The sequence below is a fragment of the Peribacillus sp. NPDC101480 genome (assembly GCF_050277335.1).
Classification (GTDB): Bacteria; Bacillota; Bacilli; order Bacillales; family DSM-1321; genus Peribacillus.
In genome coordinates, this window is record NZ_JBNNSB010000001.1 from 750,843 (window position 1) to 769,984 (window position 19,142).

At 43.9% G+C, this 19,142-nt stretch carries 16 protein-coding genes, 1 pseudogene and 1 other annotated feature; of the genes and pseudogenes, 13 read left to right on the forward strand and 4 right to left on the reverse strand.

What is annotated here, in order from left to right; all coding sequences use genetic code 11:
* Window positions 1-6: 6 nt before the first annotated feature.
* The 6 genes from hemC (at window position 7) to ysxE (ending at window position 6,976) form a co-directional block, all read left to right on the forward strand.
* On the forward strand, window positions 7-939 hold the full coding sequence (gene hemC, locus ACQKMF_RS03790; protein WP_101222805.1) for a hydroxymethylbilane synthase: 933 nt from the start codon (window positions 7-9) through the stop codon (window positions 937-939).
* On the forward strand, window positions 939-1,730 hold the full coding sequence (locus ACQKMF_RS03795; RefSeq protein ID WP_402938769.1) for a uroporphyrinogen-III synthase: 792 nt from the start codon (window positions 939-941) through the stop codon (window positions 1,728-1,730). The genes hemC and ACQKMF_RS03795 overlap by 1 nt, the downstream gene beginning before the upstream one ends.
* Window position 1,731: 1 nt before the next feature.
* Complete coding sequence (gene hemB, locus ACQKMF_RS03800) at window positions 1,732-2,724, forward strand: porphobilinogen synthase (RefSeq protein WP_402938766.1); 993 nt, start codon at window positions 1,732-1,734, stop codon at window positions 2,722-2,724.
* Window positions 2,725-2,764: 40 nt separating this feature from the next.
* Complete coding sequence (gene hemL / locus ACQKMF_RS03805; RefSeq protein WP_230176788.1) at window positions 2,765-4,054, forward strand: glutamate-1-semialdehyde 2,1-aminomutase; 1,290 nt, start codon at window positions 2,765-2,767, stop codon at window positions 4,052-4,054.
* A gap of 333 nt (window positions 4,055-4,387) precedes the next feature.
* Complete coding sequence (locus ACQKMF_RS03810) at window positions 4,388-5,818, forward strand: LysM peptidoglycan-binding domain-containing protein (RefSeq protein ID WP_402938762.1); 1,431 nt, start codon at window positions 4,388-4,390, stop codon at window positions 5,816-5,818.
* A gap of 87 nt (window positions 5,819-5,905) precedes the next feature.
* Window positions 5,906-6,976 (forward strand): spore coat protein YsxE, encoded by a 1,071-nt coding sequence (gene ysxE, locus ACQKMF_RS03815; RefSeq protein WP_427571832.1) that lies wholly within the window; start codon window positions 5,906-5,908, stop codon window positions 6,974-6,976.
* A gap of 56 nt (window positions 6,977-7,032) precedes the next feature.
* Here the strand turns inward: ysxE and ACQKMF_RS03820 are convergent, their stop codons facing one another.
* Window positions 7,033-7,224, reverse strand: a complete 192-nt coding sequence (locus ACQKMF_RS03820; RefSeq protein ID WP_101222799.1) for a hypothetical protein — start codon at window positions 7,222-7,224, stop codon at window positions 7,033-7,035.
* A 226-nt stretch (window positions 7,225-7,450) separates the two neighbouring features.
* Window positions 7,451-7,678, forward strand: a binding site (T-box leader).
* A gap of 43 nt (window positions 7,679-7,721) precedes the next feature.
* Here ACQKMF_RS03820 and ACQKMF_RS03825 point away from each other — a divergent pair.
* Complete coding sequence (locus ACQKMF_RS03825) at window positions 7,722-10,373, forward strand: valine--tRNA ligase (protein ID WP_427571835.1); 2,652 nt, start codon at window positions 7,722-7,724, stop codon at window positions 10,371-10,373.
* A gap of 48 nt (window positions 10,374-10,421) precedes the next feature.
* On the opposite strand, the gene ACQKMF_RS03830 is transcribed toward ACQKMF_RS03825, so the two are convergent.
* On the reverse strand, window positions 10,422-11,264 hold the full coding sequence (locus ACQKMF_RS03830) for an ATP-grasp domain-containing protein (protein WP_427571837.1): 843 nt from the start codon (window positions 11,262-11,264) through the stop codon (window positions 10,422-10,424).
* Window positions 11,233-12,174: an ATP-grasp domain-containing protein gene (locus ACQKMF_RS03835; protein ID WP_427571839.1), complete on the reverse strand. Its 942-nt coding sequence runs from the start codon at window positions 12,172-12,174 to the stop codon at window positions 11,233-11,235. Before ACQKMF_RS03835 ends, ACQKMF_RS03830 begins: the two co-directional genes overlap by 32 nt.
* A gap of 98 nt (window positions 12,175-12,272) precedes the next feature.
* Here ACQKMF_RS03835 and ACQKMF_RS03840 point away from each other — a divergent pair, with 98 nt between their 5' ends.
* The gene (locus tag ACQKMF_RS03840) at window positions 12,273-13,562 is read left to right on the forward strand and encodes a bifunctional folylpolyglutamate synthase/dihydrofolate synthase (RefSeq protein ID WP_402938748.1); all 1,290 of its coding nucleotides are present in this window, start codon (window positions 12,273-12,275) and stop codon (window positions 13,560-13,562) included.
* Window positions 13,563-13,591: 29 nt separating this feature from the next.
* Here ACQKMF_RS03840 and ACQKMF_RS03845 read toward each other — a convergent pair.
* Window positions 13,592-13,918: pseudogene (locus ACQKMF_RS03845) on the reverse strand (transposase); the annotation flags it as partial.
* A 519-nt stretch (window positions 13,919-14,437) separates the two neighbouring features.
* On the opposite strand from ACQKMF_RS03845, the gene ACQKMF_RS03850 reads away from it, so the two are divergent.
* The 5 genes from ACQKMF_RS03850 (at window position 14,438) to ACQKMF_RS03870 (ending at window position 19,134) form a co-directional block, all read left to right on the forward strand.
* Window positions 14,438-15,190: a prepilin peptidase gene (locus tag ACQKMF_RS03850; protein WP_427571841.1), complete on the forward strand. Its 753-nt coding sequence runs from the start codon at window positions 14,438-14,440 to the stop codon at window positions 15,188-15,190.
* A 307-nt stretch (window positions 15,191-15,497) separates the two neighbouring features.
* Complete coding sequence (locus ACQKMF_RS03855; RefSeq protein ID WP_427571843.1) at window positions 15,498-16,472, forward strand: hypothetical protein; 975 nt, start codon at window positions 15,498-15,500, stop codon at window positions 16,470-16,472.
* Between the two features lie 191 nt (window positions 16,473-16,663).
* The gene (locus ACQKMF_RS03860) at window positions 16,664-17,233 is read left to right on the forward strand and encodes a Maf family protein (protein WP_101222791.1); all 570 of its coding nucleotides are present in this window, start codon (window positions 16,664-16,666) and stop codon (window positions 17,231-17,233) included.
* A gap of 58 nt (window positions 17,234-17,291) precedes the next feature.
* Entirely contained in the window at window positions 17,292-17,966 is a 675-nt protein-coding gene (gene radC, locus ACQKMF_RS03865; protein ID WP_101223484.1) for a RadC family protein, read from the forward strand.
* A 148-nt stretch (window positions 17,967-18,114) separates the two neighbouring features.
* Window positions 18,115-19,134 (forward strand): rod shape-determining protein, encoded by a 1,020-nt coding sequence (locus tag ACQKMF_RS03870; protein WP_034308871.1) that lies wholly within the window; start codon window positions 18,115-18,117, stop codon window positions 19,132-19,134.
* Window positions 19,135-19,142 lie beyond the last annotated feature (8 nt).

Here is a 19,142-nt window from a genome sequence, read left to right on the forward strand (position 1 = left end):
GAAACTATGAGAAAAATAATTGTCGGTTCTAGACGTAGTAAATTAGCGATCACCCAAACTAACTGGGTTATCGATCAACTTAAAGAGCTTGGGGTCCCATACGATTTCGAGGTGAAGGAAATTGTCACAAAGGGTGACCAAATCCTTGATGTAACACTTTCCAAGGTAGGCGGAAAGGGCTTATTCGTTAAAGAAATCGAACAAGCGATGCTGGATAAAGAAATTGATATGGCTGTACATAGTATGAAAGATATGCCAGCAGTGCTGCCTCCAGGCTTGACGATTGGCTGCATACCACCGAGGGAGGACCATCGGGATGCCTTGATTTCAAAAAATCATGAAAATCTTTCCGAACTGAAGCCGGGTTCCATCATAGGTACAAGCAGCTTGCGCCGTGGCGCGCAAATATTGGCTAGAAGGCCGGACCTTGAAATTAAATGGATTCGCGGTAATATCGATACCCGTCTGAATAAGCTGAAAACGGAAGATTATGATGCTATCATTTTAGCTGCTGCCGGACTGTCAAGAATGGGTTGGGAGAAGGACATCGTAACGGAATTTTTAGATGAAGATATTTGCATTCCGGCAGTTGGACAAGGAGCACTTTCCATTGAGTGCCGTGAAGACGACAAAGAGCTGCTGGCGGAACTTGCGAAATTGACCTGTGAAAAAACTAAAAGAACGGTTGAAGCGGAACGTGCCTTTTTGGATAAAATGGAAGGCGGATGCCAGGTACCGATTGCCGGATTTGCGGTGGCAAAAGATAATGGATCCGTTTCCTTGACGGCTTTGGTCGCTGCCCCGGATGGAAAGGTGATTTATAAAGAAATGGTTGAGGGAACCGATCCCGAGGCGGTTGGGCATGCTGCTGCCAAACAGATTAGTGAAATGGGCGGTAAAGAATTGATCGATCGCGTAAAAGAAGAGCTTGATCAGTAATGAATCCCTTTCAACCTCTTAAGGATTATCAGGTATTAATCACCAGAGGGAAAGGACAGGCAGATGGTTTAAAAGAGTCGATCGAAAAAAATGGCGGAACGCCGCTTCTTGTGCCATTGCTTGAGTTCACTCTTCCTGATCATTTGGAAGATGTACAACAGCGGTTAGATGAGTTACTTACATATGACTGGATCATTTTGACCAGTCAAAATGGGGTGGATTTCTTCTTTAAGCTTCTTGGTAACCAGCCTTTAAAGCTTCCGAAAATAGCCGTAATCGGCTCCAAAACAGAAGCAGCCCTGAAACGGCTTGGATATAAGGCGGATTTCGTTCCAACTCAGTTTGTTGCCGAAGGGTTCGTGGCGGAGTTCAATGCCCTGCTTGATAAAGGGGCCCGCGTGTTGCTGGCAAAAGGAAATCTCGCAAGGGCGGTTATTGCGGAGGCAATCAATGAAGCTGGTGCATCCTGTGATGAAGTGATTATTTATCATACCGTGCTTCCTCGAAGCAGTGAAAAAAAACTGGTGCAGCTTATAAGGAACGACGATATCGACATCATAACCTTTACGAGTTCATCGACGGTCAATCATTTTTTACAGATCATGAAACGCCATGAATTGGATACATACATAGACCGGATCATCATCGCCTGCATCGGGCCGATTGCCGCTAAAACGGCTGAAAAACATGGGCTATCCGTCGATGTCTGTCCAGAAGTTTATACGACGGATGCCATGGTTGCTGAGTTAATACGCTTCATTTTGAAAAGAAGTAAAAAGGAGGAACTTTAAAATGAAAAACATTCCATTCAATCGCCACCGTCGCTTGCGTGCAAGTGCCGGCATGAGGGCTTTAGTCCGTGAAACACAATTACATAAAGAGGATTTGATCTATCCGATCTTCGTCATCGACGGAGAAAATGTGAAAAATGAGATCAACTCCATGCCAGGTATCTATCAGCTATCCATGGATAATCTGGGGGCCGAAATGGATGAAGTCGTGAGTCTGGGCATTAAATCAGTCATTTTATTCGGTGTCCCTTTTGATCATGATAAAGACGAACAGGGTACAGGGGCATTTCACCATAACGGACTTGTGCAAGAAGCAACCCGTTTTATTAAAAAACAATATCCCGATGTTATTGTCATAGCGGATACCTGCCTATGTGAGTATACAAGCCATGGCCATTGCGGGGTCGTAGAAGGGGAAAAAATCCTCAATGACGCTTCACTTGACCTTCTTGCCAAAACGGCAATCAGCCAGGCAGAGGCCGGCGCCGATATCATTGCACCTTCCAACATGATGGACGGTTTTGTTGCGGCCATCCGTGCAGGTCTGGATGAAGCGGGTTATGAAGATATCCCAATCATGTCCTATGCGGTGAAATATTCTTCGGCTTTTTACGGCCCATTCCGTGATGCCGCAAATGGTGCGCCGCAATTCGGCGACAGGAAAACTTACCAAATGGATCCCGCCAATCGCCTTGAAGCATTCCGTGAAGCTGAATCCGATGTTGCTGAAGGTGCGGACTTCCTAATCGTGAAACCGGCCCTTTCCTACATGGACATCATCAGGGACGTTAAAAATAACTTTAATCTTCCGATCGTTTCCTATAATGTCAGCGGTGAATATTCAATGGTTAAGGCAGCTGCCCAAAATGGCTGGATTGATGAAAAAGCGATAGTGATGGAAATGCTGACAGGCTTGAAACGCGCAGGTTCCGACTTGATCATTACGTATTTTTCTAAAGAGGTAGCACGCTGGATAAACGAAGAAAATCAATGATATAAAAATATAACCTGTAATGGAAAAAGGGGATTGAATCATGCGGTCATATGAAAAATCGAAAAAAGCGTTTGCTGAAGCAAAAAATTTGATGCCAGGCGGCGTGAACAGCCCGGTGCGTGCCTTCAAATCTGTGGACATGGATCCCATTTTCATGGAGCGCGGAAAAGGCTCAAAAATGTATGATATCGATGGAAATGAATATATCGACTATGTTCTTTCATGGGGACCGCTTATCCTGGGTCACACGAATGACCGTGTCGTGGAATCATTGAAAAAGGTAGCGGAATCAGGTACAAGCTTTGGGACCTCGACACTGATTGAGAATGAACTGGCCAAGCTGGTCATTGAACGGGTGCCTTCGATTGAAATGATCCGTATGGTATCTTCAGGCACGGAAGCGACGATGAGTGCACTAAGGTTGGCACGAGGCATTACAGGCCGTGATAAAATCCTGAAATTCGAAGGCTCCTATCATGGACATGGCGATTCCTTGCTGATCAAGGCGGGTTCAGGCGTTGCGACATTAGGCTTACCGGATAGCCCGGGAGTACCGGAAGGCATTGCAAAAAATACGATTACCGTAGCATATAATGATCTAGCTGCGACCAAATACGCATTTGAACAATTTGGCGAAGACATTGCCTGTATCATCGTAGAACCTGTTGCAGGGAACATGGGTGTGGTTCCGCCACAACCTGGTTTCCTCGAAGGCTTACGTGAAGTGACCACCCAATACGGGGCTCTATTGATCTTTGACGAAGTTATGACAGGGTTCCGTGTCGGCTATAATTGTGCACAAGGCTATTTTGGCATCGTACCTGATTTGACTTGCCTTGGGAAAGTTATTGGCGGCGGCTTGCCTGTAGGTGCATTCGGAGGCAAGCGAGAATTCATGGAACAAATTGCCCCGAGTGGGACGATCTATCAAGCGGGAACATTGTCGGGTAACCCCCTTGCCATGACGGCCGGTCTTGAAACGCTGAGCCAATTGACTCCAGAATCTTATGATGAGTTCACCCGAAAAGGGGATATGCTCGAAAAAGGTATTGGGGAAGCAGCGAAAAAGTACGGAGTCCCGTATACATTCAACCGTGCCGGTTCCATGATTGGACTTTTCTTTACGAATGAAGAAGTGGTAAACTATGATACAGCAAAAACATCCGATTTAGAGTTCTTTGCTTCTTACTATAGGGAAATGGCGAATCAAGGCATCTACTTGCCGCCGTCACAGTTTGAAGGTTTATTCCTTTCCACTGCACATAGTGATGAAGATATCGAAAAGACCATTACAGCGGCAGAACAGGCTTTTGCAAAATTAAAAAAATGATGCAAGGCTTCACGAACTACCGATATATTGAATAATGATAACTTTGAACTGGCTGCCATTTTCCAAGAACTTTTGGAGAAGGGTAGCCAGTTTTTTTGAATTCAATCAGTACGTGGAAAGTCGAATTAATGGTTTCATTCAGGATTTTCATGCCTATTGTTACAATCCCACATGATTTTAGCCTGAAATATTTGAATCCCTTCTTTTTAAGAGGTTCAGGAAATAAAAGGTCTCGAGTGCGGCGTATGAAATTAAGGAATAATCGGCTTCCTTCATTCATAGATTGATATTGGTATAGGTACCGTTTCCTGAAGCTGAAAGGAGGAGTTGTTTTTGTCGCAAGAAAATGAATCGTATTTACGATTTTCTTTAGAGGAATCCGTTTGGTTCCAGAAGGGACAGGAAGTGGCTGAGCTATATTCCATTTCGCTTGATCCAAATGTGACGATTCAAGAAAGTGACCAATATGTTTTTATACGAGGCTCGTTGGATTTAAGCGGTGAATATAAAGACTCGCAAAATGGTGAAGAAGAGGAGTTTTCGCAGACCTTTTTGCCAAAAGCGGTTCAAAAGGTCGAGAGGCATCCCAATGGACTAAATGAGTTCACACACCGTTTTCCGGTTGACATAACGATTCCGAATAATCGGATTGCCTCATTGGATGAGGTCGATGTCTCGATTCAAAGCTTTGATTATGCCCTGCCAGAGCATAACTGTTTGAAATTGCAGGCGGATCTTTTGATAACCGGAATCTATAATGATTCATATGTGGAAGAACGGTTCGATACGGAGCAGGAAGTTGGGGAAACAGAGGAACAAGAAGAAACGGATGGGGAAAATGAGTCGTATATTCCTTATGCGGCTGCAGTGCCGCCGATTCCGGACTTTCAGCCTGTTTTCCGTGATGAGGAGGAAGAAGAGTTATACGCGCCCTTTTCTGCAGAGTCAAAACGAGTTTCTGAAGCAAATGAAGAAGAGGAAGAGGAGCCGATTTATTTAAGCGATCAGCATAGTGCCCCAGTTTTTGAAATTCCCGTTTCACCATATCCTGAAGAGGAGGAGTGGGAAACGGAAGTGCATAGACAGGAAGAAGCTGAAGCTGTAGAGGAAGAAGTTATTGGAGATCCGTCTGACCCAACGGATAAGGTACCTTCCATGGAAGAGGGGAAACTGGAGGAAGAACCAAGCAGGCAGGATCCAGTGGAGAAGATAGAGATTCCTAGAGTGACATTGAAAGAAGAAGTAGAAGAAGTAGAAGAAGAAGTAGTAGAAGAGCCAAGTCAAGCAGCCATCCATCAAAATAGCCCTGTTTCCAATTTAGAAACCGAGGAGGTCATACGGCAGGAGGAGGATGGCGTTGCAGCGGGTCCTATTCTAAATGAACATGTAAAGGTGGAGCAGGAAGAGGAATCTCATTCGTCCTTAAGCGATCTATTCAAAAAGAGGGAAAGACCTGCGCCACCGGCTAAGGAGGTTAAGAATTTCAAAGGCAGGAAACAAGCCGCGGAACGTGATGATAAAGAAACGGCCGATCATGGTGAGAAGCAGCCTTCCATCATGGATTTATTCGGACGGAAACAGGAAGAAGAACTGGTAAGGATGAAAGTTTGTATTGTTCAGCAAGGGGAAACGCTTGATGACTTGGCTCAACGATATGATGTTACGGTTCAATCGATACTTTTCAGCAATGAATTGGAGTCGAATCAAAACGTTCATGAAGGGCAAGTCATCTATATACCGAAGGCGGTTGCATATAAGAATTGATCGGGACAGAGAGCAGAGCATATGGTCTGCTCCTGTTTTTTAGGTGCTGGAGAATCTTTAGTTTTTTAGAGAAAGTGAGTGAGTCTCGTGAGGGAAAACGAGAATCAGCAGCCTGCCAATCTGAATCGGGACACGGAAACCGTATTGAAGGAATATGCCATGTATGTACAATATATCGAGGACTTCGGGCGTGTGAAAAAAGTGTACAGTGATCGCGGTACATTTGCCTTGAAATCGATGTTACCGCAGAACGGCATTGATTTTATCAAAAATGTTCAAAAACTGTACCATCGCGGCTATAATCGGATCGTTCCGATTTATCAAACGATGGATCAGCGTTACGCCGTTCTTCATAATGGCCGTTTGTATTACCTGATGCCCTGGCTCAATAATCAGGGGGACGGGGAGCGCGATGAAAAACATAAGCAAATGTTCAGGGAGCTTGCTCGGATGCATACACTTTCCGTTAAGGAAATACAAGTGGATATTGAGGAAAGGGAAGCCCATTATGAGCGGACGCTTGATGCCTGGAATAACGAGAAGGACTTTATGGATGAGTATATTGTCAGCTGTGAAAAGAAGTGGTATATGTCTCCATTCGAAATGACGGTTTGCTCTTTCTACACTGATATTTCACAGGCGCTGAAGTACTCGATCAAGAAGTTTGAAACCTGGTATGAAAAAACGAAGGATAGTGAAAAGGTGCGAACCGTGGTCACGCACGGAAAGGTTTCTTTGAAGCATTTCGTTTATGATGAGCGGGGGTATGGCTACTTCATCAATTTTGAGAATTCGAATACGGCTCCGCCGCATTTCGATTTACTGCCATTTCTCGTTAAATCGGCCAGGACCTATCCTGTCCAATGCGATGACTGCGTTGACTGGCTATATAACTATTTTCGTTATTTTCCGTTGAAGGAAGAAGAATTGCTGCTCATGCAAAGTTATCTGGCATTCCCTGGATCAGCTTTGGAATTAGTGAAGAGTTATTCCGATGGCAGGATCCATCGTTCAGAGCTTGAGAATGTTACTCAACTGCAGCGGCAATTTTGGCTTCTGAAAAATATTGAATATATGGTGATGAAAATCGAAGAGATCGAACAGCAGAAAAAGGCTGCTGCCGAGGCTGCCAAAGAAGAACAATCACCTCCAAGCTAAATATACATGATTGGATTATCTCCAGTCATGTATATTTTTTTGCTGTAAGGGAATAATTATATCCATTCGAAATATAAAGACATGGCCAGGAAAATAAATGCGATTAGCAGGAGCATATCGAAGAAAGTCGGAAAAATCAACGTGCGTAATCCTTGGAATACGATAAAGGGGACGATGAACTGCTGGCAGACACCGCGGAATTTCTTCATCCAAGGCGGTAAAGTATAGGGAGTATATCTTCGCTTCATATTATTACCTTCCTTTTTAGGACTTCTTATATTCTATGGGTGGGCAGTGGAAAAGGTGATAAAGCCGTCACATTCACTGTTCCTGGAGGATAAAATAAAGAAAACGACCTTGAATGTATCAAATGGGATGATTCCTGGGAAAGTAAGCGAAAAGATGATTGACTGGAGCCCCATATTTTTTGTACTATATACTATATGCATTCAATGAATTTACATATGAATATAAATCAATGCAAAGACCGGAAATAGTAAGATGATATGCACTTTTCAGAGAGGAAACCAAATTGGTGCGAGGTTTCCAGGCAGCAGCATCCGAAGTCGTCCGCGAGCAGTCTTCGTGAACCTCTTAGTAGCGAAGGCCGGTGAAGAGCCGTTATCCGATTTGAGAGCCGAAAGAGTTTTTTTCTTTTTCGGAAAAAAGGTGGCACCGCGAACAACTTCCTTCGTCCTTTTGTGATGATGGAAGTTTTTTTTATGCCTAAAAAGGAGGAAATGATATGGAAGAGAACCAAATTTCTATGCCGACTAAATATGATCCGCAGACGATAGAGAAAGGCCGCTACAAATGGTGGCTTGATGGAAAGTTTTTCGAAACGACGGGTGACGATAAAAAAGAACCATACACGATTGTCATCCCGCCGCCTAACGTGACAGGTAAGCTTCATCTTGGTCACGCTTGGGATACGACACTTCAAGATATTTTAACACGCATGAAAAGAATGCAAGGCTATGATGTTTTATGGTTGCCGGGCATGGACCATGCCGGTATCGCCACTCAAGCGAAAGTAGAACAGAAACTTCGTGCGGAAGGCATGAGCCGTTATGACCTTGGACGTGAAAAATTCGTAGAAGAGACATGGAAATGGAAAGAGGAATATGCGAGCCATATCCGTGAACAATGGTCAAAGCTGGGTCTTGGACTTGATTATACACGTGAACGCTTCACTCTTGATGAGGGGCTTTCAAAAGCTGTGCGCGAAGTGTTCGTTTCGCTTTATAACAAGGGCTTGATTTATCGCGGCGAATACATCATCAACTGGGATCCATCGACGAAAACGGCCTTATCCGATATCGAGGTTATTTACAAAGATGTGCAGGGCGCATTTTACCATATGAAATATCCGTTGGTTGACGGATCAGGTGAAATCGAAATTGCCACCACCCGTCCAGAAACGATGCTTGGTGATACTGCTGTTGCTGTACATCCTGAAGATGACCGTTATAAACACTTGATCGGCAAAATGGTCCGCTTGCCAATTACAGGCCGGGAAATCCGGATTGTCGGTGATGATTATGTCGATATGGAATTCGGTTCAGGCGCGGTCAAAATTACTCCGGCTCATGACCCGAATGATTTCGAAATCGGGAACCGTCACGATTTGGAGCGCATCCTTGTCATGCATGAAGATGGCTCGATGAATGAAAAGGCTGGTAAATATGAAGGCATGGACCGGTTTGAATGCCGTAAACAAATCGTCAAAGACCTTCAGGAAGAAGGAGTACTCTTCAAAATCGAAGATCACCTTCACTCAGTCGGACATTCAGAGAGAAGCGGTGCTGTTGTTGAACCATATCTTTCGACGCAATGGTTCGTTAAAATGCAGCCGCTGGCTGATGCATCCGTTGAGCTTCAAAAAGGATCAGATGAGGAAAAAGTTCATTTCGTACCGGATCGTTTCGAAAAAACGTACCTGCATTGGATGGAAAATATCCGTGACTGGTGCATTTCCCGTCAGCTTTGGTGGGGTCACCGCATTCCAGCCTGGTACCATAAAGAAACAGGTGAAGTGTATGTAGGTCACGAAGAGCCTGCGGACGCTGAAAACTGGGAACAAGATACGGATGTTCTGGATACATGGTTCAGCTCGGCATTATGGCCGTTCTCGACTATGGGCTGGCCTGACAAGGACAGTATCGATTTCCAACGTTACTATCCAACCGGGGCACTTGTGACAGGCTATGATATCATATTCTTCTGGGTATCACGGATGATTTTCCAAGCTCTTGAGTTCACGGGTGAACGACCATTTGAAGATGTGCTGATCCACGGACTCGTTCGTGACGAACAGGGGCGCAAGATGAGTAAATCGCTTGGCAATGGTGTCGATCCGATGGATGTCATCGATCAATACGGTGCCGATTCACTGCGTTACTTCTTGTCTACTGGCAGCTCGCCAGGACAGGATCTTCGTTACAGCACGGAAAAAGTGGAAGCGGTCTGGAACTTCTCCAATAAGATTTGGAACGCATCCCGTTTTGCTTTGATGAACATGAATGGCATGACTTATGACGAAATCGATTTAAGCGGTGAGAAGTCTGTAGCCGATAAATGGATCTTGACGCGCTTGAATGAAACGATTTCCAACGTAACCAGACTTGCGGACCGTTATGAGTTTGGTGAAGTGGGCCGTGTGCTATACAACTTCATTTGGGATGACTTCTGTGACTGGTATATTGAAATGGCGAAGCTTCCGCTATATGGCGAAGACGAAGCAGCGAAGAAAACGACGCGCTCGATCTTGGCTTATGTACTGGATAACACGATGAGATTGTTACACCCGTTCATGCCTTTCATTACAGAAGAGATCTGGCAGAACCTTCCGCATCAAGGTGAGTCCATCACTGTTGCCGCTTGGCCGGAAGTGAATGAAGGATTGACAGATACAGCTGCAGCCGAGGAAATGAAGCTGCTTGTTGAAATAATCCGCTCCGTACGTAATATCCGTGCTGAGGTGAACACACCGCTTAGCAAAAAAATCAATTTGATTTTAAAAGCGAAAGATGAGTCAATCTTAGAGACGTTACAGAAAAACAGCAGCTATATCGAGCGTTTCTGTAATCCTGAACAATTGACGATCGGAATTGAAGTCGAGGAACCTGCTCAAGCCATGACAGCTGTCGTAACTGGCGTAGAACTGATCCTTCCGCTGACAGGACTGATCAATATTGACGAAGAAGTGAAACGTCTTGAAAAAGAACTCGACAAACTTAATAAAGAAGTTGAGCGTGTACAGAAAAAACTAGGCAACGAGGGCTTCGTCAAAAAGGCGCCGGCAAGCGTCATCGAAGAAGAACGTGCCAAGGAAAAAGACTATAGCGAAAAACGCGACTCTGTAATCCACAGGATCAGCGAACTGAAACAACTGTAAACAAAAGGATGAACCAGCTTTATGCCGGTTCATCCTTTTTGTGCTTCGTTAGGAGGATATTCTTTCTTTTATGAATGTAAGGTACTCCGATACGATATTCATATCACTTAATGCACTTAATGTCCGGCTGCCGACGACATCCTCGATTTCGTTGAGCATGGGGCTGCCATCTTCGGCAAATATGAAATCGATTCCGACCAGGCCGAAATCAAACGACTTCATTACTTTTTCGACAAGGCCTAATTCAGCTGCAGATAGCTCATATAGTGAAGCCGATCCGCCCAGCGTATAATTTGCCTTGAAACTTGAAGCGGACTCCCTAAGTACAGCAGCCTTCACTTTTTTTCCAATTACAAAAACGCGGATATCTTTACCGAATAAGCCGGGTTTTTGGACTATCCAATTTCCATCTTTCAGTATGGCAAGATCATCGGCATGTTGTATTAGATATACTTGTTTCCCGCCGCGTCCACTTGTTTCTTTAGCAATGAAAGGGAACTCCATGTCATCGGCACTCGGTCTTCCGTTACAATATACGGTATCGGCCATTGGAATCCCAAGCGAGGACATATATTGGTGCGTCTTTGCTTTGTCATTCGCGATTTCCGATACGAAGGAGGAGTTAAAGCAAGCAATCCCCAGTTGCTCAAGCTGCTTTGTAAAAAAAGGATCGATGGTCCGGACGATAGCGAAGTCCGGCAATGAAATTGGCTGCGTCTCATGTTCCACGTACAACTCGTTGAAACGATGACCGATCCTAAGGTCTTCCCGAAAGTGAAAGTGTAAATCAAGATCAAGCTTACTGGCTTCGTCAAGCATCCAATCTATGTATCCTTTGTTTTTCAAGGCATCCTCACGGTTATAAATCAACCAGCCTGCTTGTTTTTTCATTAGATGCACTTCCTTTTCCTAATTCTTTCAAGATATAATCGAACATGCTTTCAGCGATGTTGATGCCTGTACATTCATAAATATTCAGTAAATGAGAATTCGAATTCACTTCGCACAAAAGCGGACCTTCTTCACCGAACAACAAATCGACGCCAGCGAAGTCGGCACCCAGAATTTGCGCACATCGGATGGCAAGTTGTGCTTCTTCATTGGTGGGTATATATGGTGCAGCCTGCCCTCCGGCAGTCATATTAGCTCGGAAGTCTTGCTCCGAATGGCGTTGCATCGCTGCTATGACTTGATTGCCCACGACATTCACACGAATATCCCGACCTTTACTGTGCTCGATGAATTCCTGGATTATAAATGGTTTGTGGCCAAGATTACAGATCGTCTTTAGTAACTCATCCTCTGTTTGGATCAAATATACTTGTTCCCCAAAAGAACCGTATGCTTCCTTAACGATAAGCGGATACCCAAGCTCATTGCCGATTTGGATAAAAGCATCCATATTGACCCTTTCAATCCCTTCGTACGTAAAAGGGGGAAATAAGGTTTTCGGCATTGGTATGCCATGCCCGGTCAATGCTTGATGTGTTTTTGCTTTACTGTCGCAAATATCGATCGCTTTACTGCTGTTATAAACGGGGATGCCGAGCAATTCCAAATGGCGTGCCAAATGAATGTCTTTATCCATGAACAGAACAAAATCAGGAAGCTTATCAAAAGCTCCTTTAAGCAGTGGCACTCCTTTTTCGATTATGGGAATGAGATCTGAATTACGGATAAGAGTTGCCATGATATCTTTCCTTTCAGCCGCCTCTTTAATGAACAAAGCTAAACTGGAAAACTTATCATGCTGTAAATAGCCGTTAACGACAATCCAACAGTGGTAATCTGAAGGTTTCATGGTAAAACACTACCTTTCATCTAGGTTAATCGTTCATATATTGATAAAATAATCTTAACGCATAAGAGCGGTATAAAGAAAGAGGAGGCACAACGATAATGGTAACGACCATGAAAGAAATCAATCATTTTTTTGAAAGGCGCCAAGTTCAATTGGGCATGAATTTTGGCCTATCACGGATGGAAGCATTGTTAACTGAATTAGGAGACCCGCATAAGGCGCTACAGTATATTCATATTGCAGGATCTAACGGGAAAGGATCAACACTCCAATATATTAAAGAGATCCTACTTGCCCAAGGGATTCGGGTCGCTTCCTTCACATCACCTTATTTAATACGGATGAATGAACAGCTCAAGATTAATGAAGATGAAATCAGTGATAAGGATTTTATCGCTGTCTTCCGGGAGCTTTGGCCGATTATCCAAGAGATGGACAGTAAAGGGGACGGTCCCACTCAGTTCGAAATTTTGACTGCGGTGGCATTTTCTTATTTTAGCAAAAAGGAAGTGGATTTGGTTTTGATGGAAACCGGTTTGGGAGGCAGGCTCGATACAACGAATGTCATCCAGCCGTTTCTTTCGATCATTACCTCGATTTCTTTGGAACATACGAGCATCCTGGGTAACACACTTGGGGAAATTGCTTTTGAGAAGGCTGGCATCATTAAAAGCGGGGCGCCGATCATCAGCGGAGTCACAGCCGGGGAACCAGCAAAAGTAATTGAAGAAAAAGCGTCATCATTAGGGGTACCTTATTACCAATTAGGTAAAGACTTTCATATAGGCAATATAAAGCAAAGTGAACGAGGGCAAAGTTTCTCATTTTCGCTTGCCGACAGGTCCATCGAAAATGTGGAAATGCGGATGCTAGGACGTCATCAAATGGAGAATGCGGCACTGGCCATTGCTGCTGTCACATTAGGAATGGAAAATATCGATAAAAGAAGCATCCTTAAAGGAATAGGCGAAGCGAAATGGGATGGCCGCTTTGAAAAAATATCGGATGAGCCGTTGGTGATCATCGATGGTGCACATAATCCTGCCGGCATCGACGTGCTGAAGGAAACGCTAAAAGTGCATTACCCCGATTATAAGTACCGATTCGTATTCAGTTCATTTAAAGATAAAAATTATTCCGAGATGCTTCATGGACTGGAAACTGAAGCGATGGAAATCATCATTACCGAATTCGACCATGAACGGGCGGCGGATGCGAAAACGCTATATGAAAAATGCAGTCATCCCAATAAACGGATAAACAAGGATTGGCAGGAGGCGATAACGGAAGGCAGCAGGAAAACAGGGGAAAAAGAGATTCTTGTCATCACAGGGTCGCTCCATTTCCTTTCACTTGTGAGGGAGTTCCTAATCAGAGAAGATGCCTAAAGGGATGTGCCTTTACCGGTGGACTAATTATTTTTCCCGATTGTCGAGAAATGAGGCGCTTTATCATGGAAACCAAAGCCTAAGAACCAACGGTAAGCCATATTTGTTTCAACTTCTTCAATTGCTTTATGCATTGAACGAATACCGAGGGTAAATCGAATGAAAGTCAGTTTGGCTAATATAACTGGATCAATACTTGGGCTTCCTATCTCTGAATATATATCTTTCAAATCATAAATGAAAGTGAAGTCAATGGCAGCCTCAATTTTACGAACCAAATGATTCGCCGGCACCAGTTGATCTAAAGTAATCATTTCAAGTTGGTCTCGCTGAATAGAATAATGTTTCAAAAGCATCCTCATCACCTCAGGTTTTAATAGTTCTATTTTAAAACAAAAAAGACTATAGGCAAAAGGTTCCATCTGAAATTTTAAACATAGTTGATTGGAACGGAAGGTGCGAGACTCCTGCGGGAATAGCGAGTCCAAGGGAGACCCCACAGTCGCAAGTGCGCCGAGGAGGCTCCCGGACCGCCCGCGGAAAGCGAGTGCCTGAAGTGGAAATCAACGTCCAAAATTGTACAAACCAAAAAAAACTGTAGACAAACTCGATTTTCAGGTCCTTTTCCCTTGTTAACAGAGCTGTTTGAAAAGAAAAAACTCTAATAGGGTGATTGATAACAAATCACCAAGTATTTTTGTTAAAATATGTTTATATATTGATTCTACATGATTGATGAATAGTAGGATCTACTTAATGAAATGACGGGAGGAATGAATGATCATGAAGAGCCCCAGTGACGATTACATAGCGGAAGGGACTTTTTTATTAGGGTTTCATAGAAAAGCAATCGAATCCTCATGCACTTTGTATAAATGATGGCTATCCATATCTATCTCTTCGTCTTCGGCTTAATTTTAGGCTCATTCTTTAACGTTGTCGGTTTAAGTGTTCCAGCTGGTCAGACATTTGCAAATCGTCGCTCCGCCTGCCCTTCTTGCGGGCGTACATTGACATTCTTCGAGTTGATGCCGGTTATTTCCTATATGTTGCAAGACGGAAAATGCCGGGGATGTAAAGCAAGGATTTCCCCACTTTATCCGATAGTGGAAATGCTGACCGGTGTTTTGTTTGCCTCTGCTCCCATATTCCTTGGCTGGTCGAGCGAACTCTTGGTTGGCTTGACATTGATTTCATTATTTATGATCATCTTCGTGACTGATGTCGCCTATATGCTCATACCTGATAAAATACTGCTTTTCTTTACGGTGATTTTTATCGTTTTAAGAGTCTCATTTCCGCTGTCGCCCTGGTGGGATTCAATTGTCGGGGCAGTGGTGGGCTTTAGCCTGCTGTTATTAATCGCAGTCGTGAGTCAGGGTGGTATGGGTGGCGGTGATATCAAGCTATTTGCAGTGATTGGCTTTGTACTGGGACTGAAGATGGTGCTGTTATCGTTTCTTTTTGCGTGCTTTTATGGGGCATTCCTGGGCTTCATCGGATTGCTGAGCGGAATCCTAAAAAAGAAAACACTTATTCCTTTCGGTCCGTATATCGTTTTTGGGACATTGACTGCTTATTTTTGGGGCGATTCCCTTCTGCATTGGTATGTAACTTTTTTAAGATGAGCTTAAAGAACCAACCTGATCCAAGAGGAATTTGTCAAAAATCACCTTAACAATAGCTCAGTAGGGAACTATCCCCAATTGGCTGCAAGTGAAGCTGGCATGAAAGAGTGATGTATGTAATTGGTGAGAGGCGATATTGAATGGTTTGTGAACCAGAAGTACCAGTACCTGGAATTCTATTTTCGTCACCCATATATGAATAGGGAAATTTGACGAAACCTATTAATGACAAGACGACAAAAGTCTTGTTATTTTTTTTTACCTCTATGTTAGGATGAAAAAAATGATCTAGAGGGGAGGAAAAAAATTGGGCAAGCCGGAACAAAGCAAGGGTGTAACGATTAAAATAAATGGGGAAGAAAAAGTATTTGCCGATAAAAAGGCTGAAAGTCAAGAGGCGGCGAGTAAGGAGCAGGAACAGGGACACACAGACGAGAGTTTCGAATGGATACTCCCTGAGGATTCAAACGAAAACAAAATCGTTTTGGTACCCTCACCGCCAAAGAAAAAAATGCCGAAGCTCATCGGTTTTGGTACCAGTTCGCTGAAAAGTTCTAATAAAAGACCGATCAAGACATTCATGATCGCTGTCATTTGTGCTGTTTTTTTTGGGTCGATTCTTGGCTTGATCGCCGTTAAAACGATTACAAAGGAAAAAGCCGAAGTATCTTCGGTCGAGACCCCGGTTCCAACGGAAGCCACTGTTGAGGATAAAAAAGCGGCAGTGACTGAACCAGGAAACCAGCTGAAGACATTCCTTGTACAGGGAGGAGTATTCAGCAGCGAGGATGCGGCAAGGCAAATACAAAAGAAAATCATTGAAAAGCAGGTTCCTGCTGAAATTTTCAAATTGGAAGACAGCTATTATCTATTCTTGGGGTCGGCAGAGAGTCTAGCTTCAAGTAAGGAGCTGGCCTTATTCTTAAAGTCCTATGATGTGGACGTATATTGGAAGGAAATCAATTTTGAAGCGGCTGGGACAAGCCAGGAAGATGAGAAAACCCTCGACAAGATGAAGGAAATATATACTTCCTTGGCAGAAACATCCGCAACCAAGCTTCGCGGAAAGGAAGGGACGGTAAACAAAGAAAACCTGAAAAAAAACTTGGATGAACTGAAGGCGGGGAAATTATCGCCTGAGTTTTCGAATATGAACGATGACCTGACTGCTGCCGCAAAGTCGATTGATGAATATGAGACTTCCAAAAACGAAGAAAAGCTATTCCAGGCTCAAGAAAGTCTTCTTGATTTTTTATTGAATTACCAAAACAAATCGAGTTAAGTAAAGAAAAGAAGGGGGGCTGCCAAATGGACAAGCTCCCCAATATGAAACCATCTGTGACACCTTTTTTATTTTCCGGGAAATACTTACAGGCATTTGTCGATTCATAGTAAACAATAATTGTGGATTGCACCATAATTTGATAGGATAGTTATGTATCTCCCTATGTAAAGAAAGGTGACTTTTATATTATGCAGCCATTGATTTTAGCTTCTTCATCACCACGTCGTAAAGAACTTCTACAATTTCTTCAAATCCCCTTTGAAAGCATGAATTCCAATGTCGATGAAAGTATTGATGAAAACATGTGTCCTGATGCAGCGGTGAAAGAACTGGCATCCCGTAAGGCGGAAGCCATCGCAGCAAAATTTCAGGAAAGCTGGGTAATCGGCTCGGATACCGTTGTTGTCCTTGATGGAGAGATATTGGGTAAGCCGACAAGCCGTGCGGATGGAAAAAGAATGCTGGAAATGTTATCGGGACGGACACATGAGGTATACACAGGTGTCGCCATTCTATTCGGCAAGCATCGCAGAGTATTCGCAGAAAAAACGGAAGTGACATTTTGGGAGCTGCCAGAAGCTGAAATCGAACGTTATCTGGATAGCGGGGAACCTTTTGACAAAGCTGGCGGCTATGGGATTCAAGGATACGGATCTCTTCTTGTCGAACGAATCAAAGGGGACTATTTCTCAGTCGTCGGGCTTCCGGTCTCAAGACTGGCCCGGGAACTTAAAGCGATGCAGCAAGAGTTAGAATGATCGATTTCCTCTGGCATCTTCCCTTTTCTAAGGAAGGGTTGATTTTTTGAGCGAAAAAATGTTAATACGGGATTACCCGAAAGAGGAGAGGCCGCGCGAAAGGTTTCTGCAAGACGGACCGCAGGGTCTCTCCAATCAGGAATTGCTCGCTCTGCTATTGAGGACGGGATCAAGGGAAGAATCCGTCCTGCAGCTATCCGGCAGGCTCATCAATTCCTTCAAGGGCCTTCGCCTGCTAAAAGAAGCCTCAGTGGAAGAACTGACCGTGATTAAAGGGATTGGTGAAGCGAAAGCGATTCAAATCCTGGCCTCTGTCGAACTTGGCAGGAGAATTAACAATTTGAATGATCAAGACCGTTATGTGATTAGATCTCCAGAAGATGGAGCCAATTATTGCATGGAAGAAATGCGGTTTTTATCACAGGAACATTTCGTCTGTCTTTATTTAAATACGAAAAATCAGGTGCTTCAAAAAACTACGGTATTCATCGGCAGCCTCAATGCCTCGATCGTGCATCCGCGCGAGGTCTTCAAAGAGGCTTTCAAAAGGTCCGCTGCCTCTATCATCTGTCTTCATAACCATCCCTCCGGAGACCCCTCTCCCAGCAGAGAAGATATTGAAGTGACGAAAAGGTTAGTAGAATGTGGTAAAATAATCGGGATTGAAGTATTGGACCATATCATCATCGGGGAGCATAAATATGTTAGTTTGAAGGAAAAAGGTTATTTATGACACTATCAAAATTTTTGACGATGCGATATAATATTGTTTATGATTTTTAAAAGAGGAAACTTTTTCAAAACTCTTATTGTCAAAAAACGACAAATTATTATTTGAACTTATAAAAAGGCATTTTTGTTTACGAAAGGGAGATACCATAATGTTTGGAATTGGCGCTAGAGATATAGGGATTGATTTAGGAACGGCGAATACGCTTGTCTATGTGAAAGGAAAAGGCATCGCAGTACGTGAACCATCGGTTGTAGCTGTGCAAACAGATACAAAGCAAATCGTTGCAGTCGGAAACGACGCGAAAAACATGATCGGCCGTACACCTGGTAACGTGGTTGCCCTCCGCCCGATGAAGGATGGAGTAATTGCCGATTATGAAACGACGGCTACCATGATGAAGTACTATATGAAGGAAGCTCAAAAGAAGGGCGTATTTGGCAACAAGCCATATGTCATGATTTGTGTGCCTTCTGGGATTACTGCAGTTGAGCAGCGTGCAGTCATCGATGCAGCAAGACAAGCTGGAGCCCGTGACGCATATCCAATCGAAGAACCGTTTGCAGCAGCGATCGGTGCGGACCTTCCTGTTTGGGAGCCTACAGGAAGCATGGTCGTTGATATCGGCGGAGGAACGACGGAAGTGGCAATCATTTCCCTTGGCGGAATCGTTACAAGCCAATCGATCCGTATCGCAGGTGACGAAATGGACGACGCCATTATCGTTTACATCCGTAAGAACTACAATTTGATGATCGGTGAGCGTACTGCTGAAGCGATCAAAATGGAAATTGGTTCTGCTGGGGATACGGAAGGCGTAGAAAACATGGAAATTCGCGGCCGTGACCTATTGACTGGATTACCAAAAACAATCGAAATTACAGCTGAGGAAATATCCAAAGCATTAAGCGACACAGTTTCTGCAATTGTGGATTCCGTGAAAAACACTTTAGAGAAAACACCACCTGAATTAGCGGCTGACATCATGGACAGAGGCATTGTGCTGACAGGCGGGGGCGCTTTGCTGCGCAATTTGGATAAAGTCATCAGTGAAGAAACGCAAATGCCGGTGATCATCGCTGAAAACCCGCTGGATTGTGTTGCAATCGGAACGGGAAAAGCGCTGGACCACATTCACTTATTCAAGACTAAATCAAGAGATTCGCGATAAGCATTACT